Origin of the sequence: Synechococcus sp. PCC 6716 (genome assembly GCF_022570815.1) — a bacterium.
Taxonomy (GTDB): Bacteria; Cyanobacteriota; Cyanobacteriia; order Thermosynechococcales; family Thermosynechococcaceae; genus Thermosynechococcus; species Thermosynechococcus lividus.
In genome coordinates this window covers 1-24,182 of record NZ_JAKLTU010000041.1, presented here as the reverse complement: position 1 = coordinate 24,182, position 24,182 = coordinate 1, and the positions used below count along the sequence as shown (strand labels likewise).

The window sequence follows — 24,182 nt, the reverse complement described above, 5'->3', positions numbered from 1 at the left end:
TTTTAAGATTACGCACCCTTGTTTGGAGCTACAATATAGAGCTTGGGATAGTCGCATTGCCCCATGGAGAGATGGCAGAGTGGTCGAATGCGCTCGACTTGAAATCGAGTGTGGCAGTGATGTCACCGAGGGTTCGAATCCCTCTCTCTCCGTTACCTCAGCGTAGCTGCTGACACAATTGTTATGGCTAAAAAACCAGAGACTGAGTTGGCCAATTAAGCTAAAGATGGTTTCTAGTGTCGGAGGCACAGGCAATGAAGGTGGCGGTGTTTAGTGCCAAGTCCTACGATCGCCAATTTTTGGACGCAGCCAATGTAGCTCAACATCAACCCCACAGCTTTAGCTACTATGATGTCCTCTTAACCCCGCAAACGGCTTCACTGGCTCAAGGCAACGAGGCCGTCTGTGTATTTGTCAATGACGATGTTGGTGCGGCAACACTGCAACAACTGGCGGCCTTGGGGGTACGGCTAGTGACCTTGCGCTGCAATGGGTTTAATAATGTGGACTTGCGAGCAGCAGCAGACTTGGGGATTACTGTTACCCGGGTGAGTAACTATTCTCCCTATTCGGTGGCAGAGCATACGGTCGGGCTAATCTTAATGCTTAACCGTAAGCTGCACCGAGCCTACAACCGCGTTCGAGATGACAATTTTGCCTTGGATGGTCTGATGGGGTTTGATCTCCACGGCTGTACGGTGGGCATTATTGGCACGGGTAAAATTGGTCGCATTGTAGGGCAGATCATGGCTGGTTTTGGGTGTCGCCTCTACTGTTACGATCCTTACCCCAACGAAGCGTTGGCCGCGATCGCCACCTATACCTCCCTTGATACCTTACTCAGCGAAGCGGATATTATTACCCTACATTGTCCCCTGACTGACACCAACCACCACCTGATCAACCACGACACCATTGCCCAGATGAAGCGCGGTGTCATGTTAATTAATACCAGTCGGGGCAAACTGGTGGACACCAAAGCTGTCATTGAAGGCATCAAATCGGGGCAGATTGGCTACGTTGGCATTGATGTTTACGAAGAAGAAGACTCCCTCTTTTTCCAAGATCTATCGGACACCATCATTCAAGACGACACGTTTCAACTGTTGCAGTCCTTCCCTAACGTGGTGATTACGGCACACCAAGCCTTTTTTACCCGCAATGCTCTTGAGGATATTGCTGCCACAACCCTTGAAAATCTGAGTCATTTTGAGCAGCGGTTGCCCCTGACCCACGAGGTAGCGTACAACCCAGACTTATGATGAACTCAAGACGCTGTCCCATGCCTTGACTGAGTACCCTATCATGCTGGTTCACTGTACCCGTCCCCATTGTCCCCGTCCGCAAAATAATGTGCCTGAATTAGATCAGCCCAGCCAGCGACGCAGCAGAATTAATCAAAAATTTTGCACGGCCTGTGGGATGCCCTTAATTTTACGGGGACGCTACGTTGCTGAGCGGGTCTTAGGGCGCGGTGGCTTTGGGGCGGCTTATCTGGCGCGGGATTTAGATACGCCAGGTTGGCGGCAGTGCGTTATTAAGCAGCTGCTGCCCAATGTGTCTGATCCGCAACAGTTGGTAAAGGCGCAGGAACTCTTTGAGCGCGAGGCCACGGTGCTGGAAGAGTTGGGTCAGCACGCTCAAATTCCAGACTTACTGGCATTTTTTGAAGAAGAGGTGCCCAAGCACGATGGGTCAGGGGTTGAGCAATATTTTTACCTTGTTCAAGAGTTTATTGATGGCGAAACCCTCGAAGACGAGTTATTGCAGCAGGGACGCTTTAGTGAGGAACAGGTGCGGCAAGTGCTGCGGGAGCTACTACCGGTGTTGCAGTACGTCCACGAGCGTGGCTCGATTCACCGGGATATTAAGCTCTCGAACATTATGCGTCAGCACCCCAGCAAAACAAAGTTCCCCGGTCAAGGGCGTCTTTACCTGTTGGATTTTGGGGCTGTGAAGCAGGTGTCGCAGTCAACCCCTGCCCCCCGTAGCACTGGCATTTATACTCCCCATTACGCTCCGCCGGAACAATCGCGGGGCGAACAGGTTTTCCCCAGTTCGGATCTGTACGCCTTGGCGGTCACCTGCATTGTTTTGCTAACGGGTAAAGCCCCCGATCAACTCTTTGATGCCTATAAAAATTGCTGGAATTGGCAGCCCTTTGCCCAGGTCAGTCCCCAGTTAAAAGCCGTGCTGGATCGGATGCTACAAGCGGCGCCTAGCGATCGCTATGCATCGGCGAAGGAGGTAGAAGCCGCTCTGAGGACGCCCATTCCCCCAACCCCTGCGACTGCTGCGGCTCCGCCAACCGCGCCAGCTGCCCCTATGAACCCACCCACCCTGACACCTCGCCCTAAACCCGTCCAGCGGCGATCGCCCCGCCCCCCGTTACCAACGCTGAAGATTCTGATGGCTGCGGGGTTTACTGGGTTTGAAATCACGGCGATCGGGCTGATGTTCTACAGCATGATTACGGCATGGGGGCTTCCCCTATCGGTGGGTGCAGGATGCATCGGGGCACTGTTTGCCCTGTTGGTGTTTTTGCAGTATCGGCGGATTGTCGAGCATTGGGAACAGTTAATCATTGGTGGGATTACGGCGGCGGCGGTGTACTTTGTGCCGCTGTTGCAGGGGGGGATAGGGGCATTGCCGGCACTGTTGGTGTGCCTTTTGGCGGGGCTGGCCTGCGTGGTTCTGGGGAATGTGTTTTTACTGGTTTATAGCATTGTTTCGCGGTTTGCTTAGGAGATGATCGTGCAGCTTACGTGGCTAGAGAGCAATACATGGTTGTGGCAGTTGGGGCAGACTCGTATCTTAGTGGATCCTTGGTTGGTGGGGCGGCTTACCTTTGGCCATACGCCGTGGCTGTTTGCGGCAGAGCGGACTCTTCCCTGTGAGATGCCTGCGGGAGTTGAGTTGATTGTGCTGTCTCAGGGGTTGCCGGATCACTGCCATGTGCCAACGCTGCGCCAGTGCGATCGCCGGATTCCAGTCATTGGCTCAGCCAGTGCCGCCAAAATTGCCCAAGGATTAGGCTTTGAAACGGTGATTACCCTTGCGCCCCACGATACCTACTGCTGGCGAGATGTAACCATTCAGGCAACCAAAGGTGCCACGATTGGCCCGCTACAGCAGGAAAACGGCTACCTATTCTACTGGGGCGATCGCGCCTTGTATTATGAACCTCATGGTTGTCACGACCCTTGGTTAAAAAGCTATGGAACGGTGGATGTGGTTATTACGCCCTTGCTGAGTGTACGCCTGCCTCTCGTGGGTGCCATTCTCAACGGTGGCGAGACTGCCCTTGAGTTAGCCCAATGGCTGCGTCCCCAGCAGATGATCAGCACTGCGGCAAACGGATCGCTAACCCTGCGCGGCATCTTGCCGTCGTTGCTGTCGGTGGCCGGCAGCCTGCAGGATCTGCAACAGCAATTTGAGCGCGCTGGCCTACGCACCCAACTCATTGAACCAGTGGCCTACAGCCCCCTTGAAATCACGTCCCCGGTTGTTGAGGCATAGTTATGCGGCGTTGGCTTCAGCCTTTGATTCTTTTTTGGCAGCAAGTGCTTATTTTCCTGCAAGACAATCAACGGTTCCTCCAGTTCCTCAGCCAAATTGAGGGGATAGCCACCCGGGTGCTGGCCATTGGCATGTTGCTGGTCGTCGTTGTTGCCATTGTTGACCTAGGGCGAATTCTAACCGTTGACTTGCTCACGCCGCCCTTGGGGCAGTTTAACCTTCAGTTGGTCAAGATTTTTGGGTTGTTTCTCAATGTATTGGTTGCCCTAGAAATTCTCGAAAATATTACGGCCTACCTGAAAACCCATGTCTCCTCCCAGATTGTTGAGTTGGTGATTGTAACCTCCCTCATTGCTATCGCCCGGAAAATTATTATTCTGGACATTGACCAGCCAGAAACGGTGGCCAAGCTGCTGGGATTGGCGATCGCCATTTTGGCGCTCTCCGCAAGTTACTGGATTGTGCGGCGGCTCAACTATCGGCGGCGCCCTTAGGGATAAATTTGTTGCCGGTACGCTTGGGCAACGGCAAGGTTGGCCTCCAACCCCGCCCAGTCTTCCTGCTCAATTTGCTGCAGCAAATGATCAAGGGTAGCACGGTAGTGGATAATGCAGTGGCGTAGGGCGGCACGGTTATACTCGGCCATCATCCGCCCCAACTCAGGGTTGCCCCCCCCAACCCGGCTAGTATCGCGAAAGCCAGAGCTAGCCAGCCGCTGTGAGAGGGTACGGATGGGTTCGTTGACTTCTTGGGCATTGGCCAACAGCAGCGCCGCACTCACCATCACGGGTAAATGGGAGATCCAAGCTACGGCGCGATCGTGATCTGCGGGGGTGGCGTAGAGGAGTTTTGCCCCAAGATCATTAATCACTTGGGCAACGCAATCAATCGCCTCACCATCAGTATGCAGGGTTGGGGTGAGAACGTAGGGAGCATTGGCAAACAACTGTGACTGCGCGGCCTCGATCCCTGCTGCTGCTGTTCCCGCCATGGGATGCCCCCCCACGTAACGAGGCCACAGCTTTTCTAGGGCAGGCACAATACTCTCCTTGACTGACCCCACATCCGTGAGCACCGTATCGTGGCTGAGGTGGGGCACAATCTCTAAGGCAACGCTGAGGATACTACCAATGGGAGGGCACAAAAACACCAGATCAAGGGCGCTGAGGACGGCAGGGTCCGTACTGCCCCAGTCAACGGCACCTTTGGCGATCGCCCGCTCATAGGTCTCAGCCCGCCGACTGACCCCAACAACGTAGTGCCCCTTGGCACGTAAATCTAGACCAAGGGAACCGCCAATTAAACCCAGACCCACAATGCCAATCCGCAGCATAGATCACCCGCTACTGTTGTTGCCCCTACTATCGTGACATTTGTTGCTGTTCTCAGGAGCAGCAGCACTTTATTCACGGTTGCGGCGCGCTGCCACCATCATCATCCCTATGCAGATAAAGCAAAGAGAGCGAGCATTACCCCTACCGCTTTTTTGGTAATAATAAAAGCACATCAAGGTTACGAGGTTTCCTATGCCAGTGGATACAGTGCTAACCATTTTGCCGGGGATGACGGTGCAAGTCACCAATCCTAACGATACCTACTACCAGTTCCAAGGCATTGTCCAGCGGGTCACCGATGGCAAAGCTGCCGTGCTTTTTGAGGGGGGGAACTGGGATAAGTTAGTGACCTTTCGCTTAGCAGAGTTAACACCTGTGACGGTGCAAAAAGGGAAAAAGTAGCCCATGCCACGGCGATCGCCCACCCCAACACTGGCTCCCTTTGCCGAGGTGGTGCAAACAGCAACGGATCACGTTATTGCCCAGTGCTATCAACCACCCACGCTCGATTTTGCACAAGTCCCCGCTCTGGGCAGTTGGGTCTGGATTCCGGRGGGCGACCGCCACATTTACGGCGTGGTGGCCTACGCCGTGACGGCTCCCATTGACACCATTCATCGTGCCACCGCCCTAGGGCTATCCTTAGAGCAACTCCGCCAAGAGCAGCCCCACATTTTTGCCATGCTAAAAACGGAGGTCACCATCGGTATTGTGGGTTTTCAGGAGCACGCGCGTAGCTATCCTCACTTGCCGCCACAGCCACCGCAAATGCACCAACAGGTCTATACCTGTGACCCAAGTGTAGTGGTTGCGTTTAGCGAACAGTTAACGTTTTTGCGCACCCTGCTCACCCTTAACTATGGGCCAGGGGATGCCCTCATTGCCGCTACTCTGCGGCACCTTTACCAGTTACGGGGGGGCGATCGCCCATGGCTCGTACAAGCGGCGCAACTGTTGAGTCGGCTCCTCAAGGATGACTACGATCGCCTGCGGGGGATTCTCGAACAGGTGTATCTTTAGGGGATACACTGCGCAAACACAATGTCTGCACCAACCCTCTTACTCATTGACGGTCACTCCCTTGCCTTTCGTTCCTACTATGCCTTTAGTAAAGGTCGCGATGGTGGCTTGCGCACCTCCACAGGCATCCCCACCAGTGTCTGTTTTGGCTTCTTGAAAACCCTGCTAGAGATTCTTGAGCAGCAGCCCTCCGAGCACGTGGCGATCGCCTTTGACTTGGCAGAACCCACCTTTCGCCATGGGGTGGATGAAAATTACAAGGCAGGCCGTGCCGAAACCCCCGAAGAGTTTATTGTTGATGTTGAGAACTTACAGGCTCTACTGAGGGCACTGCGTCTTCCCCTCCTCACCTGTGCGGGGTATGAAGCGGATGATGTCATTGGTACGGTGGCGCATCGGTTGCGGCAGCAGGGGTGGCGAGTCACCATTGTCAGTGGCGATCGCGACCTCTTTCAACTGGTAGATCGCGATGGCCTCGTGCAGGTCATGTACCTCAGTACGCACCAAGGCAGTAAAGCACGCCCCGAGCTGTTTGATGCTGTTAAAGTGAAGCAGAAAATGGGGGTCTGGCCGGAGCAAATTGTGGACTACAAAGCCCTCTGTGGGGATACCTCCGACCGCATTCCCGGCATTAAGGGAATTGGCCCCAAAACTGCCGTGCAACTCCTGAGCCAGTATCCAACCCTAGAGGCTATCTATGCGCACCTCAGCGAGATTAAACCCGCCAGCCTAAAGGCCAAGTTAACCACAGGCGAGGCAGACGCACGGCACTCCCAAACGTTGGCGCAAATTGTCCTTGATGTGCCGCTCACCTTAGACCTCAACCACCTCCGCCTCCGCCCCTTTGACTGGCCTGCCTTGGATCACCTCTTAAACCGCTTGGAGTTTCGCGCTCTGCGGATGCAATTGCAAGACTTGCACCTGCGCTTGGGGGGCACCCTTACCGAGATGGAACTAGCGCCTGACGAGCCTGAGCAAACATGGTTTTTCAGTGCCGAGGAGACCCCTGCCCCTTTGCAGGTACAGTTAATCGAGACCCCCGAACAGTTAAGCGCCCTGATCAACACCCTCGAAGCCTGCACGGATACCGCACATCCGGTAGCGTGGGATACGGAAACCACCGGCCTGAGTCCGCGCGATGCAACGCTAGTAGGGATTGGCTGCTGCTGGGGTACCGCTGCGGATCAAGTGGCCTACTTACCCTTAGGCCACAAAGAGGGGACGAACCTCCCCTTGGCCGCAACCCTAGAGGCGCTCAGGCCAATTCTAGAGAGCGATCGCTACCCAAAGGTGTTGCAAAATGCCAAATTCGATCGTCTGGTGCTGCGCTTCCAAGGCATTCAGCTCCAAGGCGTTGTCTTTGATACCATGCTAGCCAGCTACGTCCTCAATCCTGAAGCCAGCCATAACCTCAAGGACATTTGCCAGCGCTACCTACCCATTCAATCCCAACGCTATCGATCGCTCGTCGGTAAAGATCAGACCCTTGCGGATCTGAGTCCGGCGGCAGTGGCTCAGTACTGTGGCTTGGATGTGTACGCCACCTACCTGCTCAAAGATAAACTAGAGGCGGATCTCACCCCGCGCCTACGGCAACTACTCCTAGAGGTAGAGCTCCCCCTAGAGCCGATCTTAGCGGAGATGGAAGCCACAGGGATCCGCATTGACAGCGACTACCTACGGCACCTCTCCAAGGACATTGACGCGCAACTGACTACCATTCAGCAGCAAGCATGGGAACTGGCAGGGACACCCTTTAACTTGGCCTCCCCTAAGCAGTTAAGTGAGATACTGTTTGGCACCCTAGGGCTAGACACCAAAAAGACCCATAAAACTAAACTGGGATACTCCACCGATGCGGCCACCCTAGACAAGCTGCAAGGCGATCATCCAATCATTGATCTGGTGTTGGCGTACCGCACCTTAGCGAAACTGAAATCCACCTATGTCGATGTCTTACCCACCCTAGTGCGACCAGACACCGGTCGGGTGCACACAGACTTTAACCAAGCCGTCACGGCCACGGGTCGCCTCTCCTCCTCCAATCCTAACCTGCAAAATATCCCCATCCGCACCGAGTTTAGTCGCCAAATTCGCAAAGCCTTTGTGCCAGAGCCGGGGAACCTGATGGTGGCGGCGGACTATTCACAGATTGAGTTGCGGATCCTTGCCCACCTCAGCCAAGAGCCAGAACTCGTGGGTGCCTATCAGCGGGGAGAGGATGTGCACCGCTTAACCGCTCAGTTTTTGCTAGAAAAGACGGAGATTACCGCTAGCGATCGCCGCCTCGGCAAAATTATTAACTTTGGCATCATCTACGGTATGGGTGCCCAGCGCTTTGCCCGCGAAGCGGGGGTGAGTGTGGCGGATGCTAAGGTGTTTATCCAACGCTTTTATGAACGCTATCCCGGTGTCTTTGGCTATCTGCGGCAGATGGAGCGGCTGGCGCTCAGCCAAGGCTATGTGGAAACTATCCTAGGCCGTCGCCGCTATTTTCAGTTCGAGAGTCAGGAACTCCAGCAGTTGCGCGGCACCTCGCCAGAGGAGATAGCCGCCCTTGACACCAGTCAACTAAACATGACGAACTATGAGCGGGGATTGCTGCGAGCCGCTGCCAATGCCCCCATTCAAGGCTCCAGTGCCGATATTATTAAGTGTGCCATGGTTAAACTGGCACCCCTGCTCAAGAGCCAACAGGCACAGTTACTCCTGCAAGTGCACGATGAATTAGTGCTGGAAATGCCGCCAAGGGCTTGGGAGCAGCTACAGGTGCAAATTCCTGAAATAATGACAACGGTGGTTCCCCTAAGTGTGCCCCTCCAGGTGGACATCTACGCCGCAGCAAACTGGCTGGAGACCAAATAGGGAATCCTTCTAGACTACAAAATCACCGGGAATCTCCTCTATACTAGCGAAGAATCCTCATCCCCTACGGAAGTTGTAATGAATACTGTTGATGTTATCAAGCTCTCGGGTATTTTGGGTGGCCCTCAAGCGCAGGAATTCCGACAAGCTGTGAGTGAGCGGGCGCAGGCAGGGGTTCAAGTCCTCCTGCTTGACTGTAGCAATGTTACGTTTATTGATAGCTCTGGCTTGGGTGCCCTTGTGGTTGCCCTGAAAACCTTGCGAGCAGCAGGGGGGCAGCTTTACCTCTGTGGTGTTCCTAAGCAGATGATGATGCTCTTTGAACTCACTAGCATGGATAAGGTATTTCAAATTCTCAAAGATGAGGAGGAGTTTAATACCCGCATTCGCCCTCAGTACGAGGGCGGCTGATGCACCCATGGCCGTAGCATCAAACAGCAGTGGTCTGTAGGGGGAATGACTCGTCTTGGTCGTTACTTTCAAGGAAGATTTCCTTGGCCGGTTCATCGTAACTAAACAGTTCCGCATAGCGCCCCCAGTCAATGGCAGTGTTGAGTTGGCGATCCGCTTCTTGGGGGGTGAAGTGGCGCTCCAGAATATCTAGCACTAAGCTTTCGGGAATACGGTGGTTTTGCTTGGCGGTCAGGAAGTTGTGAATCTGCTGCACTAACCGAATGGACTTGAGCAATTGTTGGCGGATAATGAGTTTGCGCTGATCAATGTCCCCTTGAATAAAGGCATGACCAATCGGCGTGACGCCAATGTCCCCTTCCTTCAGTTCAACCAACTCCATCATCTGGGCTGCTTCAACAATGGGCAGAATATCGTCTAGCTCTAGTTGCAGTTCTTGGGCAATGCGGTAAAGGTCTTCTTTGCGATTCTCTAGTAACTCTAGCAAACCAGCAATCGAGCCAATGCGAACGTGCGGCAGCAGGGGGTAGCGCGGTTCTTGGCTAGGGGTTGCGGCAACAGGCTTGGGTTCAAGTGCCTCTAGTTCGTCTAGGTGCGGGTTGGTAAGGATTTTGTAGATGCGATCCACAATGGCTTGGAATCCGGGCTGTTTGCGATCGCGGTAATGGGGCAATGTCATTGGAAAATCTGCCCGCACCCGCCCTGGATTGCTGCCTAAAACAATAATACGATCCGCGAGAATCACGGCTTCTTCAATATTGTGGGTGACAATGAGAATACTCTGGGTGGGAATTTTGTGCTCTAGCCACAGATCCAGCAGTTCAAAGCGCAGGTTTTCGGCGGTTAGTACATCCAAGGCCGAGAAGGGTTCGTCCATGCACAGCAATTCTGGCTCTACTGCCAAGGCACGGGCAAAGCCGACCCGCTGTCGCATTCCCCCGGAGAGTTCTTTGGGGTAGGCGTTTTCAAACCCATCTAAGCCGATAATGTCAATCATTCGCAGGGCTTTGCGGCGGCGCGATCGCGGGCCTTCTCCCAAGGCTTTCAACCCCAGTTCCACGTTTTCAAGTACCGTCAGCCAAGGATAGAGGGCAGAACTCTGAAACACGATGGCGGCACCGGGGTTTAGCCCCTGCATTGGTTCTTCGCGATAGAAGACCTGACCGGAGGTCGGTGTAATGAGTCCGGTAATAATGCGCATCAGCGTTGACTTGCCGGAACCAGACGGGCCAAGCAGTGCCACAATTTCACCGGTGCGCAGCTCAAGGTTAATGTTTTCCATGATGCTAATAACTTGGCCATTGGGCTGACGGTAGGCTTTACCAACATCCAGTAACCGGACAAGCGACTCACCTTTGGTTTTGGTTTGCATAGTCCTGCATCCTTTGGCATTTCAACCGTTAACCTACCATGCTGGCTCAATCTTGGGGAGGCTCTGCCGTGGGGATTTTAGACGTGGCAAATTTTGATCCTTGATACGGGTGCTCGTGAGACAACGGGGAGTGTGCCACAATTTGGGGTGAAGTGCCTATAATTATGGAGAAATTTATGCTGTGCTGCTGCTGGAGCTGACCCCATGGATGAACTAAGGGCTGCGCTCGAATTAGCCACTGAGGAGGAGTTACAAGACCTAACGGAAATTTTGTTCCGACGGCGGCTAAACCCCCTTGACTACCTCAATACTCCTGATCCCATTGCAGTACAGGCGCAGGATCGTCAGGCATGGTTGGATCACATTGAAGCGCGCTTCCGCTTCTTGGCAGCAGATGGGCTAACGGTGCTTACGGGCAAGACGCAGCAAATTAGCTATCGTCAAACGTTGATGCGGGTTTGTCGCTACCTAAACATTAAGTTCTCTCCGAGTTGGACGGTCTCTGAATTAGAAATTGAGATTTTCTTGGGCTTATTGCAGCGGATGTGGGCAAAGCTGCCAACTCGCGATCGCAACGTCCTCGCCGATCAAATTCAAGCGTCGCTTCCCGAACTACGCCATGGCCATCCTATTTCCCTAGAAACAGTTCGGCTGATTCTTGAGGGGGGGGCCGCCATTGCGCTTACGCCAGTGATGCGTACTCTTGTGGTGCAGCAGGTGGTTCGCCAGTGTGTCCTCCAGCTTGCAGGGCGGAAGTTGCCCATGACCCCCCTTGTGACCCAAAATGTAGCTGCCGGAGCAGCGAAGTTTGCCCTTGGCCGCAGTATGTTGGCCTTTGTGGGAACTGCGCTATGGGTTTGGTTTGTGGCGGATCTGGGCTGGCGGGCGATCGCCACCAACTATAGTCGCATTATTCCTACAATTTTTGCCATTGCCCAAATTCGGCTCCTACGGGGGCATAACGAAACTGCATGGGCGATCGCCTAGGAACGGCAACGAGGCATCCGTCATCCCCTGAGAATCCAGGGTGCTGGAGTTGAACCAGCCTATGGCGAATTATGAGTTCGCTGCCTCATCCGCTCGGCCAACCCTGGCTGTTTCCCAGCTTAGTCTGGGGGAGTGGCTGCTGTCTAGCCTAGGGGGAACCCCTCGTCAAAGGCTGGAAGGATTGAAATCCGTAGGGGAGTTAACGGGCACCTCTTCCGGAGAATGGAAGCCATTAGTGGTCGTCTCTTTCAGCCGCTGATGGTGCTGGTGAATTAACTGAATGGTACGGGTCACATCCGCCGGTAAAATGACCACTAATGCCCCTTGGGGAGCGCGATCGAGGGCAAATTGAATCGCGGCAACTTCATCGTGAATGATCTCGTACTGGCGGCGAACACTGTGGTGGTGCAGACCGCGCTCAATCCAGTTTGCTGCATCTCCACGAGGCCGACCGCGGGTGTCATCGTCTTCTTTGATAATGATCCAGTCAAAGATTTTGGCAGATAATTCCCCCAGTTGCTCGAGGTCTTGATCGCGGCGATCGCCGGGGCCACCCACCACGCCAATCCGTTGACCCGGCCACTTTTGCACAAACTCGCCCACCGCTTCGTACCCCGCAGGATTATGGGCATAGTCCACCAAAACGCTAAACGCCCCTAGGTCAAAAAGGTTCATCCGTCCGGGGGTTTGCTCCACAGAAGTGCGGAAGGTGGTCAAGGCCGCGCGAATATGCTCGATACTAATCCCTTGGGCAAATGCCGCTAAACTGGCGGCAAGGGCATTGGCAATCATAAAGTTCGCTCGACCACCGAGGGTAATGGGCACATTTTCCGCCTGTTCAATGCGTAGGGTCCAATCCCCTTTCAAAATTGAAAGATAACCATTTTCATAGACTGCGGCTAACCCCCCCTGCTGAATGTGCTGTTTAATCACGGGGTTATGGGGATCCATGGAAAAATAGGCCACCTGAGCTTTGACTTGGCGTGCCATGCCGGCCACCAAGGGATCATCGGCATTGAGAACCGCATAGCCATTGGGCCACGCCGACTCCACCACCACTGCTTTTAAGTCTGCCAACTGCTCCACCGTATCAATGTCGCCAATGCCAAGGTGGTCCGCCTGAACATTGAGCACCACGCCAACATCGCAGTGGTCAAACCCCAGCCCAGAGCGTAAAATGCCGCCCCGCGCTGTTTCCAAAACAGCCACCTCCACGGTTGGATCTTGGAGAATGAGCTGTGCGCTTTGGGGACCGGTGGTATCTCCCTTTTCCACTAAGTAATCGCCAATGTAGATGCCATCGGTGGTGGTGTAGCCAACGGTCTGGCCGGTTTGCTTGCAAATGTGGGCAATTAGACGGGTGGTGGTGGTTTTGCCGTTGGTGCCCGTAATGGCAAAGATGGGAATGCGGCAGGAGGTCCCCGGCGGAAAGAGCATATTCAATACCGGCTCCGCCACGTTGCGGGCAATCCCTTGGCTGGGGTTAGTGTGCATCCGAAACCCAGGAGCGGCATTCACTTCAACAATGACACCACCCACCTCCGGCAGCGGTCGGGAAATATCGGGCGTGACCACATCAATCCCGGCAATATCTAAACCAATAATCCGAGCGGCACGCTGGCAAATCCAAACATTTTGGGGGTGAATTTCATCGGTGCGATCCACGGCAATTCCGCCGGTACTCAGATTGGCGGTCGCGCGTAAATAGCACACCTCCCCAGATGGCAGCACTGTATTTAAGCTATACCCCTGTTTTTCGAGGAGGGTCCAAGTATCGTGATTGATTTCAATGCGGGTGAGGATATTATCGTGACCATCCCCCCGCTGTGGATCGCTATTGGTGCGCTCAATGAGTTCTTCAATGGTGGAGCGACCATCGCCAATGACGTGGGCAGGCACGCGCTCCGCCACAGCTACGACTTTGCCGTTGACGACCAGCACCCGGAAGTCGCGCCCCGGATAGTAGCGCTCAACAATCACGGATTTAGACACACTACTGGCAATTTCAAAAGCTTGTTCGGCCTGAGCATCAGAGTTGATGTCGATGGTGATGCCGCGACCGTGATTGCCATCAAGGGGTTTCATGACAATGGGGTAGCCACCAATGTCGGCGATCGCCTCGGGTAGGTCTTCAACATAACGGACAACGGTACCCTTGGGAACGGGGATTCCCGCATCCCGCAGGAGACGCTTTGCCCCCTCTTTATCCCCGGCGAGTTCAACGGCCAGAATACTGCTGCGATCGCTCAGGGTAGCCTGCATCCGGTGGCTTTTGGCACCATAGCCCAATTGAATCAGGGAGCGGCTACTGAGTTCAAACCATGGAATATTACGTGCCTCGGCTTCACGGACAATGGCCTCGGTACTTGGGCCTAGGGAGGCACTGGCCTTGAAGTCCCGTAAATCTGCTAAATCTTGATCCAGTTCCCGCTGGGGGTAGGTACCTGTGTCAATAATGCTCTGACACAGGCGCACCGCTGCCCGACCTGCATAGCGTCCGGCCTCTTCGTTTTGATATTCAAAGACAACTTGATAAATTCCTGCAGTTGCGGTTTCCCGGGTACGGCCAAAGCCAACGGGCATCCCCGCCAGTTCCTGAAGCTCAAGGGCAACATGCTCGACCACATGGCCAAGGTAGGTGCCTTCCCGCAACCGTGTCAAAAAACCACCTTCGTGGCCAAGGGAACAAAAGTGATTGTAGAGACTTGGTAACACCCGCACCAACCCATCCACAAACCCCGGAATTTGGTTGGAGGGTGTATTGGCCACCTCTTCTAAATCCAAACGCATCACAATGAGCTTATGGCGACGAATGCTCCAATAGTTTGGCCCTCGCAGCGTTTGTAGTTTGAGAATTTTCATAAGTAGGGTGGTTTTAAGGAGACTGTACCACTTTTAGTCTTGAGGTCGATGACGCAGTAAACTGTATTGTAGGCAACAATTTTCTGAAAAATCCTAATTTAGGGGTGGCAGCACACACTTGTGTTGGACTTGGTGGGTATGTAGGTTGTAGCAGTCGCCATCGCTGAGGATGTGCAGACGCAGGTTATAGATACTCAGCGGCTCTGTCACATCGACGTGGGCATAGTTCGTGTAGCTGACATCCCGCGGATCAACAATCGTCACCGAGCCACGGCCAAGGACGCGCAGTGTGCCATCCGCTTCAAACATGGCACAGGTATCTTCATCCACGCCAACGCCCAGTTTATCGGGATGGGCGGAAATCGCACTAATGAGCCGCGCAAGGCGATTGCGGTTGTGGAAGTGCTGATCTACCAGTACATCGGGGAGAAAGCCAAGGCCGGTTGCTAAATCTACTAGGGATCGATTGGGTGCTTCGTTGCTGCCGCCACTGGCAATCATGCATTCCCCCATGACTGCTGCGCCGGCACTGGTACCGCCAAGCACTGATTTGCCCTCCCATACTTGATGCCGCAGTTGATAGACCAACGGGGTCTCGTCCAAGAGAGCCGACAGCCGCAGCTGATCGCCCCCCGACATAAAAATGCCACTACAGCGGCTCATGCGGGCTAAGAGGTCTTCGTTTTCGGTATCGGCGCGATCGCCCACTAGGAGGATTTCTACATCGCGCACGCCGATTTCCCGGAAAATATCGTGGTACAGCCGCCCCATGGCATCGGGTTCCCGGGAGGCCGAGGGAATAACGCCAATCACGGCATCCAGCCCGCCGGAGCGTTGACAAAATGTGGTTAGAATCTGCCGCCCTCGGACTTTATCCTCCGCACCACCGATCGCCATCACCAAACCTTTACGGCCTGCACTTGGGGGAGCAACTTTGGAAATCGGGTCTAATTGCAACATAGGACTACGGTTCATTCAAGCTTCAATCGGCAGAGCAAGGGCAAATCAGCCGCAGGGCGATCGCTCAACGCTGAGATCATTACTGGATTGATCCCACAGGAAGAGGAGTTCTATACAGCATAATGCCAGATTGGGAAGAATTTTTAAGTTTTGGTAAATGCTTCCAATTTTATTCACAAATAGTAAAAGCTTGTTGCGACCATTGGCCGGCAATGGGGTTGCTATAATACGCCTGATGTAACGTTTTTTTAACTTTCGAGGCATCCCATGGGGCACGCTACCGGCCACATTCGCATCCGTGGCGCGCGGCAGCACAACCTGAAAAACATTGATCTTGACCTCCCCCGCGATCGCCTGATTGTGATTACTGGCGTTTCTGGCTCTGGTAAATCCTCCTTAGCCTTTGACACAATTTTTGCTGAAGGACAGCGCCGCTACGTTGAATCTTTGAGTGCCTACGCCCGTCAGTTTTTAGGGCAACTGGACAAACCGGACGTGGATGCTATTGAGGGGTTGAGTCCAGCGATTTCCATCGACCAAAAGTCCACCTCCCACAATCCCCGCTCAACGGTGGGCACCGTCACCGAAATTTACGACTATTTGCGCCTGCTCTATGGCCGGGCTGGGGAGCCGCACTGCCCCCATTGCGATCGCCCCATTCGCCCGCAAACAGTGGATGAAATGGTGGATCATGTGATGCAGCTTGCCCCGCAAACCCGCTTTCAGGTGCTTGCCCCCATTGTCAAGGGTAAAAAAGGCACCCACAAAAAGCTGCTCTCTAGCCTAGCCAGCGAAGGGTTTGTGCGCGTCCGCATTGACGGTGAGGTGCGCGACCTCAGTGATGCCATCGAGCTAGATAAAAACCACAACCACACCATTGACATTGTGGTGGATCGGCTCGTGTGCAAGCCGGGGATTGAAGAGCGCCTCGCGGATGCGTTGCGGATTGCCCTAAAGCACGCCAATGGTACCGCAATGGTGAGTGTGGTGCCGCCATCCCCTAACGAGGCTCAAGCGGCGTCCCTGATGTTTTCTGAGAATTTTGCCTGCCCTGAGCATGGGGCAGTGATGGATGAGCTATCCCCCCGGCTGTTTTCCTTTAACTCCCCCTACGGCGCCTGTCCTGAGTGTCATGGCTTAGGCTATCTGCGCAAATTCAGCCCTGAACTCATTGTGCCAAACCCCGATTTACCCGTTTACGCAGCGATCGCCCCGTGGGCAGACAAAGACCACAACTATTACTTTGCCATTCTGTGCGGCATTGCCGATGCCTTTGGCTTTGACATCAACACCCCATGGCACAAGCTCACGGAGTTACAGCGTGAGATTATTCTCTACGGCACCGATGTGCCAATTTTAGTACCTGCCGACTCCCGCTACCGCCCTCGCGACTACTACCGCCAGTTCCAGGGGGTGATCCCTATCCTAGAGCGGCACTACCGCGAAAGTACCTCCGAAGCCTACAAGCAAAAACTAGAGCAGTATCTGGTCAACCAAGTCTGTGCTGCCTGCGGGGGACAGCGCCTCAAACCGGCTGCCTTGGCGGTGCGCCTTGGCCAGTATCGCCTAACCTCCCTCACCAGTGTATCGATTCGTGAGTGTTTAGCGCGGATTCAGTCCCTTGAATTAACGGCTCGCCAACGGCAAATTGCCGACCTAGCCCTGCGGGAAATTACGGCTCGCCTACAGTTCTTGATGGATGTGGGGCTAGATTACCTCACCCTAGATCGCAGTGCTGCCACCCTCTCCGGCGGCGAAGCCCAACGCATTCGGTTAGCAACTCAAATTGGCTCCGGCTTAACGGGTGTGCTCTACGTCCTCGATGAACCCAGTATTGGTCTGCATCAGCGGGATAATGAACGCTTGTTGCAAACTCTGCTGCGGTTGCGGGACTTGGGCAATACCCTCATTGTGGTGGAGCACGATGAAGAGACCATGCGGACAGCCGACTACATTGTGGATATTGGCCCAGGCGCCGGTATCCACGGTGGCCAAGTGGTGGCTCAAGGCAGTATTGAGACTATTCTTGAGCATCCTGACTCCTTAACGGGTGCCTACCTTGCGGGACGCAAACGCATTGAAACTCCCGCTCAACGGCGACAGGGCAGCGGCCAATCCCTGATCCTAAAAAACGTCAGCCGCAATAACCTCAAGCACATCACAGTGGAGATCCCCCTAGGAATGTTGGTATGCCTGACGGGGGTCTCCGGTTCCGGGAAATCCACCCTCATGCACGAGGTGCTCTATCCTGCCTTGCAACACCATTTGGGGCAGACTGTACCCATGCCCCAAGGAGTCGAGAGCATCCATGGCTTAAACGCCATCGATAAAGTGATTGTGATTGATCAGTCCCCCATTGGGCGCACACCGCGCTCTAATCCTGCCACCTACATTGGGGTGTTTGATATTATCCGCGAGGTGTTTAGCCAAACGGTTGAGGCCAAGGCACGGGGCTATAAACCGGGGCAGTTTTCCTTTAACGTCAAGGGGGGGCGCTGCGAAGCCTGTGGGGGTCAAGGGGTCAACGTCATTGAAATGAACTTTTTACCGGATGTTTACGTGCAGTGCGAGGTCTGCAAAGGGACGCGCTACAATCGCGATACCCTACAGGTCAAGTACAAAGGCTGCTCCATTGCCGATGTGCTGGATATGACGGCGGAGACGGCTCTAGCCTTTTTTGAGAATATTCCCAAAGCCGTGAGTAAATTGCAAACCTTGGTGGATGTGGGCTTGGGCTACCTGACGTTGGGGCAAACCGCCCCTACTCTTTCTGGCGGTGAGGCACAGCGGGTGAAACTGGCAGCGGAACTCTCGCGCCGCGCCACCGGTAAAACCCTCTACCTCATTGACGAGCCAACGACTGGGCTGTCCTTTTACGATGTTCATAAACTCCTTGACGTGCTGCAACGGCTGGTAGATAAAGGGAATTCCATTTTGGTGATTGAGCACAATCTTGACGTGATCCGCTGCGCGGACTGGATTATTGATCTAGGGCCTGAGGGAGGCGATCGCGGCGGTGAGGTCATTGCTGTGGGAACCCCCGAAGCGGTTGCTGCTGTGGCTCACTCCTATACGGGGCAATATTTAGCTCCCCTGCTACCCCCACCAACCTTAGATTAAGCAGTAAACGTCAGCCCCTTGCCGTCGTGACGTGCTAGGGCTAGTCGCTGTTACTAGGGTTTACAGCCAATTGCACCCTCAAAGATGTTGGAGTGGCGCAGGCTAGTGTCCCTTTTGGTCAATATATACAATATATAAATAAAATATATATACAATATATATACATACCAGATAGCCACGGCGGCTCCCTGATGTCGTCGGTATCGCCGCAGCGCGATCAGTACAGTTGCAATTCTGTAAACAAAGTGTTAACTTATATTAAGAAGAAGAAACACTTTGTAACAAACGGAGTTCCAACATGAAAAGCGGTAGCATCATTGACGATCAAGGCAAAATGAACAACTTTGCCATCGAACCTAAAATGTATGTGATGAGTGAGCCACAGTCTGGCTTTACTCCCTACGCAGAATTGTTCAACGGTCGCTTAGCAATGATTGGCTTTGTCTCGCTGTTGGCCTTAGAAGTCATCACTGGTCATGGCCTCATTGGTTTTTTGAACAGCCTGTAAGGACGTTCACCGTATCTCTCTTAGCATGGAATGCAATGCCTGCCCCCTAGGGGGTGGGCTTTTTTGCGGCTTATTGTCAGTTTTTTGTACGTGTTGGCCATTCCTAACACTAGTACGTTTGGCGGCAGCAGATCCGCTATAGTGACGGGGGAGAATTGCCGCATCAATTTCAGGATTAAAGACTATGGGTCGTGCAAAAAAAGTTGTTTTAGCCTACTCCGGTGGGGTAGATACCTCTGTGTGTATCCCCTACCTCAAGGAGGAGTGGGGGGTACAGGAGGTGATTACCCTTGCTGCGGATTTGGGGCAAGGGGATGAGCTAGAACCCATTCGCCAAAAAGCCCTTGACTCTGGTGCCAGTGAATCTCTGGTCGTCGATGCCAAAGCGGCGTTCATCCGCGACTATGCCTTTCCAGCGATTCAGGCCAATGCCCTCTACGAAAATCGCTATCCCCTCTCAACAGCCTTGGCGCGGCCTCTGATTGCCAAGCTCTTGGTGGAGGCTGCGGCGGAGTATGGTGCGGATGCGGTTGCCCACGGCTGCACAGGCAAGGGGAACGACCAAGTACGCTTTGATGTGGCGATCGCCGCGTTGAACCCCAACCTAAAGGTGCTAGCGCCAGCGCGGGAGTGGGGGATGAGCCGTGAAGAAACCATTGCCTATGGTGAGCGGTTTGGCATTCCTGCTCCGGTCAAGAAATCTTCCCCCTACAGCATCGACCGCAATTTGCTCGGGCGAAGTATCGAGGCGGGGCCGCTCGAAGATCCATGGAATGAACCCCTAGAAGAGATTTACTTAATGACCCGTGCGGTGGAGGACACCCCCAACTCGCCTGAGTATGTGGAGATTGGCTTTGAGCAAGGGATTCCTGTGAGCCTTGACGGTCAGCACCTAGAGCCAGTTGAGCTGGTTAGCCAACTCAATGAGCGGGTGGGTCGCCATGGTGTGGGTCGCATCGACATGATCGAAAACCGTCTTGTGGGCATTAAGTCCCGCGAAATCTATGAGGCTCCGGCGTTGCTGGTACTCATTGATGCGCACCGGGATCTTGAAAGCCTGACCCTGACTGCCGATGTCACCCAGTACAAGCGTGGCGTTGAAGATACCTACAGCCGCTTGGTCTATAACGGCCTGTGGTATAGCCCCCTCAAGGCGGCTCTGGATGCCTTTATTGCCCAAACCCAAGCTCGCGTTAGCGGTACAGTGCGGGTTAAACTCTTTAAGGGAACTGCCAAGGTAGTGGGTCGGCGCTCCTCTGTTTCGCTTTATGCCCCAGACTTAGCGACCTATGGGGCTGAGGATCAGTTTGATCACAAAGCAGCGGAAGGATTTATTTATGTGTGGGGCTTGCCAACGCGAGTGTGGGCTGAGAAACTGCGCCAAGGCTAGCGCGGCTCTTCGACAATACACCACTCGTGGAGTTCGTAGTGAACGCACTGATGTTGCACCAAGGGATCTGCTTCGACGATGGCTTTGGCGGCAGCTAACGAGCTGGCTTCAAACAGCATCATCCCCCCGCCTCGCTCCGCCCAGTACCCCGTTCGTGCTTGATGGCCTGCGGCAATTAACTTACGGACATAGGCACAATGAGCCGGAACATGCTGGTCAAAGGTTTGCTTATCAACGATGCCGCGCTCAATTTTCACAAACCATGGCATTGACGCCCTACTCCTGTGGATTCAGCCTCACGACCTAGAATAGCTATAGTGAGCCGCTGTGTCACCCGCCTAGTCTGTTGTGTCCTAATCAGAACCTGCCATGAGTAAAGCTATCACCCTCGAAACGCTCTTAAGTGAATTTGCCCGCGGGGTTCGCAATTTTCGCGGTGTCAATTTGGCGGGCAGCTCGTTTCCGTTGGTGCAACTTAGTCATGTGGACTTGGCTGGGGCAAATCTCCAAGGCATTAACTGGAGTGGTGCCGATTTAATTAAGGCTAATTTAGCCAATGCGAATTTACGGGGAGCTAACCTCATTGGTGCAGACCTCAGTGGGGCTAACTTGACGGACGCAGATCTGCAAGAAGCCATCCTCAGTGGGGCGGTGTTGGTGGGGGCTTACCTGTCGCGGGCGAACCTCCGCCAAGCGGTGCTCAGTGGGGCGGTGCTGAAAGGGGCAGTGCTCCACGATACTAATTTACAAGGGGCCAATGTTGTTGGGGCTGATTTCTCGGCAGCGGATTTAACCGGGGCGATCGCCCCGCGCAAAGAGTTAGAGGAAGCCAAGCTCAGTGGTGCAACGTTGCCCAATGGGGAGGTTGTCTTTGATGACAGTGACGCTGAAGAACTACCGCACCCACCCCTGACGGCTGCCGCTGATCCCATTGCTGCGCCGTCGGATACCACAATGCTAGAGTGGACCAATGAACAGGTGGTGGAATTGCTGCTTCAGCCCCAGCCGCTGCGTCCCCATACCTATCAAAGCGCTGACCTCAAGATCATCAACCTCGGCAACAATTGTTATCAACTGCGCACGGTTACGGAGCAGGCGATCGCCATTCTGGATGCCACAATCGCTTCACAACCACGGATAACCCTATTGGTTGATGCGCCCTTTGCGGATTTAGTGGCCAGCGTCCTCAAAGCCCATTCATTTTTGCCCATTCAGTACTGCGAACAGCCGGTGCCAGCGTGGGAGTACTGCCATGTCGCGACTCCAGCAGGTGCAAACGTTCAACAGGGCACTGCCCGCCAACTGTGGAAAACATGGTGGCTGATGCTGAAGGCGGCTCCCCCAGGGTCGCAGCCCAATCTACAACTTTTAGTAGAGACGCAATGGCAGCCCATTCACGATATTGCTTTTGCCCCCTTAGCCATCGGGGGGTTGATCATTAAAACCGCCGCTGGCGATCGCCACTATGGTGCCGATACGATGCTACTTTGGCTAGAGTTACCGGGAGCAGCGGTCGTTGCTGCCCCCCAAGATCCGGTGCCAGCGACGAGGCCATGGCAAGGAATTCTCAGTGTTGAAAATGGTTGCCTGATCATTCAAACGGCAGCAGGGGCGATCGCCGTTCGTGGTGACAATCTAGCGGTGACCCTTGCAGGGCAGCCCATTGATATAGAACAACTCTAATGGTTGAAATCCAGCCCTTTGATTTTAGCCGCTGGCCCATTGCGGTCAGTGATTTGCCGCTAGACACCTACCTTGTGGGGGGAGCAGTGCGAGATGCGCTGTTGGGGCGCACTACCCTTTACCCCGATCTCGACTTTATTGTGCCAAACCAGTCCCTTGAACTGGCCGCTACCCTTGCCCAGCGTTACCAAGCGGGCTTCGTAGTCTTAGATCGCCAACGGCAGATTGGCCGAGTTGTCTTTAGCAATATGACAGTGGATATTGCCCAGCAGCAGGGCGACACCCTCCTCACTGACTTGAGCGATCGCGACTTCCGCCTCAATGCCATCGCCTACGATATTCATCGCCATCACATTGTTGATCCGTTGGGTGGGTTATTAGACCTACAACAACGCCAGATTCACTACGTTAGCCCGGACAACTTGGCGGCGGATCCCTTGCGCCTTGTGCGCGCCTATCGCCAAGCCGCACAGTTGCAGTTCACCATTACTTCAGACACCCGCCGGGTCATCCAAACTTTGGCACCGCGCCTTCGCACTGTTGCCCCAGAGCGGGTTCGTGTTGAACTTAGTTATTTGCTGAGTATGGTTGAAAGTGCGGCCAGCATTACCTTAGCCTTTCGTGATGGGGTTTTAGGAGTGTGGTTGCCCTCTGTCACCGAAGAGAGTATGACCCATTATCATGCCTTAGAAACCACCTTAGCAAACTTCCCCTTTCCAGCTCTGTGGCCAAGTTTAACTACATCCATTGCCACCACCGCGGCTCCGGGCGAACCCCAGCGGCGTACCCTTGCTGCCCTAGCCAAGCTCACCTGCTTAGTGCATCCAGACCCCCAGCAGGCGGAGACACAACTGTTTGCCCTTACCTACACCGCTAATGAAATTAAAGTTGTTAAAGTCCTATGTCGCTTGCTGCAAGACTGGTTGATACCGCTGCAGCAGCCCCTCAATCGGGAACAGTCGTTCTATCTTTTTCGGGCAGCACGGGATTTTTTTCCAGCCTTTGTTGCGCTGGCACTGAGTCGCACTATCCCCAAAGCTCATCTCATCCCCTTAGTAAGGGCATGGCTCGATCCCACTAATACGGTGGCTCACCCCCCTCAGCTTGTGCGGGGTGCTGACCTAGTGCAACAGTTTCAATTGCGCCAAGGTCCAGAGATTGGCCGGATTTTGAAGGCGATCGAGGCAGCTCAAGCCCGTGGGGAGATTGGCGATCGCGCCAGCGCCCTTGCCTTTGTGGATCGGTTGTTACGCCAGCCTGCGAAACCCAAATAGAGTTTCCATTCGAGTTTCCATTCGATCGCCTTCCCCATGAAGAGGAAGGTTACACGGCTTAAAAAACTAGGGGTGGTGGTCAGCAAATCGTTAGGTTTCCATTCGATCGCCTTCCCCATGAAGAGGAAGGGAGAAGGCAGCTGTATTGGCTGCCGACCCGGTAACCATGTTTCCATTCGATCGCCTTCCCCATGAAGAGGAAGGCCGTCGGAACCAACCCCGACGGAACCCGCCATTCCGCGGTTTCCATTCGATCGCCTTCCCCATGAAGAGGAAGGGGACCAATCCTGATGGCCCCCGCCATTCGGCACSAGGGTTTCCATTCGATCGCCTTCCCCATGAAGAGGAAGGCCGTCGGAACCAACCCCGACGGAACCCGCCATTCCGCGGTTTCCATTCGATCGCCTTCCCCATGAAGAGGAAGGKAGCCGAACGGTACCGCCAGGCGCTAGATGATATTTCGGTTTCCATTCGATCGCCTTCCCCATGAAGAGGAAGGATTCTAAAGATCGCCCTAGGGCCGGTTGAAGCCGGTCTGTTTCCATTCGATCGCCTTCCCCATGAAGAGGAAGGRCAYCAAKYMGGATGGCACCCGCCATTCGGCACGAGGGTTTCCATTCGATCGCCTTCCCCATGAAGAGGAAGGTATAGATCTGATGTGGACACCGGTAGGGTATCGGATCGTTTCCATTCGATCGCCCTCCCCATGAAGAGGAAGGTTGCTAACTCCGTCGTAAACATGCGACCAAGATCGTCAAGTTTCCATTCGATCGCCTTCCCCATGAAGAGGAAGGGTSYGGSKYWCGCCGAGGTTAACCCCAACACGATGATCAGTTTCCATTCGATCGCCTTCCCCATGAAGAGGAAGGCTATCGAC

The 24,182-nt window shown here is 54.2% G+C and carries 19 protein-coding genes, 2 tRNA genes and 1 CRISPR repeat array; of the genes, 15 read left to right on the top strand and 6 right to left on the bottom strand.

Annotated elements, in window-relative coordinates; genetic code table 11:
- Positions 1-65 precede the first annotated feature (65 nt).
- The 5 genes from L5220_RS13165 (at position 66) to L5220_RS13145 (ending at position 4,013) form a co-directional block, all read left to right on the top strand.
- Positions 66-152, top strand: a tRNA-Ser gene (locus L5220_RS13165).
- A 102-nt stretch (positions 153-254) separates the two neighbouring features.
- Entirely contained in the window at positions 255-1,262 is a 1,008-nt protein-coding gene (locus L5220_RS13160; protein WP_499574086.1) for a 2-hydroxyacid dehydrogenase, read from the top strand.
- A 43-nt stretch (positions 1,263-1,305) separates the two neighbouring features.
- On the top strand, positions 1,306-2,745 hold the full coding sequence (locus L5220_RS13155; protein ID WP_499574079.1) for a protein kinase domain-containing protein: 1,440 nt from the start codon (positions 1,306-1,308) through the stop codon (positions 2,743-2,745).
- 9 nt (positions 2,746-2,754) lie between these two features.
- Complete coding sequence (locus tag L5220_RS13150) at positions 2,755-3,519, top strand: MBL fold metallo-hydrolase (protein WP_499574077.1); 765 nt, start codon at positions 2,755-2,757, stop codon at positions 3,517-3,519.
- Positions 3,520-3,521: 2 nt separating this feature from the next.
- The gene (locus L5220_RS13145) at positions 3,522-4,013 is read left to right on the top strand and encodes a phosphate-starvation-inducible PsiE family protein (protein ID WP_448515098.1); all 492 of its coding nucleotides are present in this window, start codon (positions 3,522-3,524) and stop codon (positions 4,011-4,013) included.
- On the opposite strand, the gene L5220_RS13140 is transcribed toward L5220_RS13145, so the two are convergent.
- Positions 4,010-4,852 (bottom strand): prephenate/arogenate dehydrogenase, encoded by an 843-nt coding sequence (locus L5220_RS13140; RefSeq protein WP_499574074.1) that lies wholly within the window; start codon positions 4,850-4,852, stop codon positions 4,010-4,012. The two genes, L5220_RS13145 and L5220_RS13140, sit on opposite strands and share 4 nt — an antisense overlap.
- A gap of 193 nt (positions 4,853-5,045) precedes the next feature.
- Here L5220_RS13140 and L5220_RS13135 point away from each other — a divergent pair, with 193 nt between their 5' ends.
- The 4 genes from L5220_RS13135 (at position 5,046) to L5220_RS13120 (ending at position 9,149) form a co-directional block, all read left to right on the top strand.
- A complete protein-coding gene (locus tag L5220_RS13135; RefSeq protein WP_099798318.1) occupies positions 5,046-5,255 on the top strand; it encodes an NAD(P)H dehydrogenase subunit NdhS in 210 nt (69 codons plus the stop codon).
- 3 nt (positions 5,256-5,258) lie between these two features.
- On the top strand, positions 5,259-5,873 hold the full coding sequence (locus L5220_RS13130) for an HAS-barrel domain-containing protein (protein WP_499574072.1): 615 nt from the start codon (positions 5,259-5,261) through the stop codon (positions 5,871-5,873).
- Between the two features lie 21 nt (positions 5,874-5,894).
- A complete protein-coding gene (polA, locus tag L5220_RS13125) occupies positions 5,895-8,738 on the top strand; it encodes a DNA polymerase I (protein WP_499574070.1) in 2,844 nt (947 codons plus the stop codon).
- A gap of 78 nt (positions 8,739-8,816) precedes the next feature.
- Positions 8,817-9,149, top strand: coding sequence for an STAS domain-containing protein (locus tag L5220_RS13120; protein ID WP_499574068.1), 333 nt, complete (start codon positions 8,817-8,819; stop codon positions 9,147-9,149).
- A gap of 19 nt (positions 9,150-9,168) precedes the next feature.
- On the opposite strand, the gene L5220_RS13115 is transcribed toward L5220_RS13120, so the two are convergent.
- Positions 9,169-10,521, bottom strand: coding sequence for an ABC transporter ATP-binding protein (locus tag L5220_RS13115; protein WP_499574066.1), 1,353 nt, complete (start codon positions 10,519-10,521; stop codon positions 9,169-9,171).
- Between the two features lie 204 nt (positions 10,522-10,725).
- Between L5220_RS13115 and L5220_RS13110 the strand changes: the two genes are divergently transcribed.
- Positions 10,726-11,508: a hypothetical protein gene (locus L5220_RS13110; protein ID WP_499574064.1), complete on the top strand. Its 783-nt coding sequence runs from the start codon at positions 10,726-10,728 to the stop codon at positions 11,506-11,508.
- Positions 11,509-11,542: 34 nt separating this feature from the next.
- Here the strand turns inward: L5220_RS13110 and L5220_RS13105 are convergent.
- From L5220_RS13105 to L5220_RS13095, 3 genes are all read right to left on the bottom strand, one after another.
- Positions 11,543-11,615 (bottom strand) — tRNA-Ile (locus L5220_RS13105).
- A 58-nt stretch (positions 11,616-11,673) separates the two neighbouring features.
- Complete coding sequence (gene cphA / locus L5220_RS13100) at positions 11,674-14,370, bottom strand: cyanophycin synthetase (protein WP_499574063.1); 2,697 nt, start codon at positions 14,368-14,370, stop codon at positions 11,674-11,676.
- A 93-nt stretch (positions 14,371-14,463) separates the two neighbouring features.
- The gene (locus tag L5220_RS13095) at positions 14,464-15,330 is read right to left on the bottom strand and encodes a cyanophycinase (RefSeq protein ID WP_499574062.1); all 867 of its coding nucleotides are present in this window, start codon (positions 15,328-15,330) and stop codon (positions 14,464-14,466) included.
- Positions 15,331-15,597: 267 nt separating this feature from the next.
- Between L5220_RS13095 and uvrA the strand changes: the two genes are divergently transcribed.
- The 3 genes from uvrA to L5220_RS13080 all read left to right on the top strand — a co-directional run bounded on the left by uvrA (position 15,598) and on the right by L5220_RS13080 (position 20,348).
- A complete protein-coding gene (uvrA, locus tag L5220_RS13090) occupies positions 15,598-18,450 on the top strand; it encodes an excinuclease ABC subunit UvrA (RefSeq protein ID WP_499574060.1) in 2,853 nt (950 codons plus the stop codon).
- A gap of 298 nt (positions 18,451-18,748) precedes the next feature.
- Complete coding sequence (locus L5220_RS13085) at positions 18,749-18,958, top strand: CAB/ELIP/HLIP family chlorophyll-binding protein (RefSeq protein WP_099798309.1); 210 nt, start codon at positions 18,749-18,751, stop codon at positions 18,956-18,958.
- Positions 18,959-19,142: 184 nt separating this feature from the next.
- Positions 19,143-20,348, top strand: a complete 1,206-nt coding sequence (locus L5220_RS13080) for an argininosuccinate synthase (protein WP_448527582.1) — start codon at positions 19,143-19,145, stop codon at positions 20,346-20,348.
- Here L5220_RS13080 and L5220_RS13075 read toward each other — a convergent pair.
- Complete coding sequence (locus L5220_RS13075; protein WP_099798307.1) at positions 20,345-20,617, bottom strand: YciI family protein; 273 nt, start codon at positions 20,615-20,617, stop codon at positions 20,345-20,347. The genes L5220_RS13080 and L5220_RS13075 overlap by 4 nt on opposite strands.
- A 100-nt stretch (positions 20,618-20,717) precedes the next feature.
- On the opposite strand from L5220_RS13075, the gene L5220_RS13070 reads away from it, so the two are divergent.
- Together L5220_RS13070 and L5220_RS13065 are read left to right on the top strand one after the other, a co-directional pair.
- On the top strand, positions 20,718-22,031 hold the full coding sequence (locus tag L5220_RS13070) for a pentapeptide repeat-containing protein (RefSeq protein WP_499574058.1): 1,314 nt from the start codon (positions 20,718-20,720) through the stop codon (positions 22,029-22,031).
- Positions 22,031-23,305, top strand: coding sequence for a tRNA nucleotidyltransferase/poly(A) polymerase-related protein (locus tag L5220_RS13065; protein WP_499574056.1), 1,275 nt, complete (start codon positions 22,031-22,033; stop codon positions 23,303-23,305). The genes L5220_RS13070 and L5220_RS13065 overlap by 1 nt, the downstream gene beginning before the upstream one ends.
- Positions 23,306-23,318: 13 nt before the next feature.
- Positions 23,319-24,174: direct repeats of the CRISPR family, unit length 36 nt; unit sequence GTTTCCATTCGATCGCCTTCCCCATGAAGAGGAAGG.
- Between the last annotated feature and the right edge of the window lie 8 nt (positions 24,175-24,182).

Bases quoted from the DNA above. Each gene is read 5' to 3' on its own strand.
- L5220_RS13160 (WP_499574086.1), top strand. From the start codon at position 255: ATGAAGGTGGCGGTGTTTAGTGCCAAGTCCTACGATCGCCAATTTTTG.
- L5220_RS13155 (WP_499574079.1), top strand. From the start codon at position 1,306: ATGCTGGTTCACTGTACCCGTCCCCATTGTCCCCGTCCGCAAAATAAT.
- L5220_RS13145 (WP_448515098.1), top strand. From the start codon at position 3,522: ATGCGGCGTTGGCTTCAGCCTTTGATTCTTTTTTGGCAGCAAGTGCTT.
- L5220_RS13140 (WP_499574074.1), bottom strand. From the start codon at position 4,852: ATGCTGCGGATTGGCATTGTGGGTCTGGGTTTAATTGGCGGTTCCCTT.
- L5220_RS13135 (WP_099798318.1), top strand. From the start codon at position 5,046: ATGCCAGTGGATACAGTGCTAACCATTTTGCCGGGGATGACGGTGCAA.
- polA (WP_499574070.1), top strand. From the start codon at position 5,895: ATGTCTGCACCAACCCTCTTACTCATTGACGGTCACTCCCTTGCCTTT.
- L5220_RS13120 (WP_499574068.1), top strand. From the start codon at position 8,817: ATGAATACTGTTGATGTTATCAAGCTCTCGGGTATTTTGGGTGGCCCT.
- L5220_RS13115 (WP_499574066.1), bottom strand. From the start codon at position 10,521: ATGCAAACCAAAACCAAAGGTGAGTCGCTTGTCCGGTTACTGGATGTT.
- L5220_RS13110 (WP_499574064.1), top strand. From the start codon at position 10,726: ATGGATGAACTAAGGGCTGCGCTCGAATTAGCCACTGAGGAGGAGTTA.
- cphA (WP_499574063.1), bottom strand. From the start codon at position 14,370: ATGAAAATTCTCAAACTACAAACGCTGCGAGGGCCAAACTATTGGAGC.
- L5220_RS13095 (WP_499574062.1), bottom strand. From the start codon at position 15,330: ATGTTGCAATTAGACCCGATTTCCAAAGTTGCTCCCCCAAGTGCAGGC.
- uvrA (WP_499574060.1), top strand. From the start codon at position 15,598: ATGGGGCACGCTACCGGCCACATTCGCATCCGTGGCGCGCGGCAGCAC.
- L5220_RS13085 (WP_099798309.1), top strand. From the start codon at position 18,749: ATGAAAAGCGGTAGCATCATTGACGATCAAGGCAAAATGAACAACTTT.
- L5220_RS13080 (WP_448527582.1), top strand. From the start codon at position 19,143: ATGGGTCGTGCAAAAAAAGTTGTTTTAGCCTACTCCGGTGGGGTAGAT.
- L5220_RS13075 (WP_099798307.1), bottom strand. From the start codon at position 20,617: ATGCCATGGTTTGTGAAAATTGAGCGCGGCATCGTTGATAAGCAAACC.
- L5220_RS13070 (WP_499574058.1), top strand. From the start codon at position 20,718: ATGAGTAAAGCTATCACCCTCGAAACGCTCTTAAGTGAATTTGCCCGC.
- L5220_RS13065 (WP_499574056.1), top strand. From the start codon at position 22,031: ATGGTTGAAATCCAGCCCTTTGATTTTAGCCGCTGGCCCATTGCGGTC.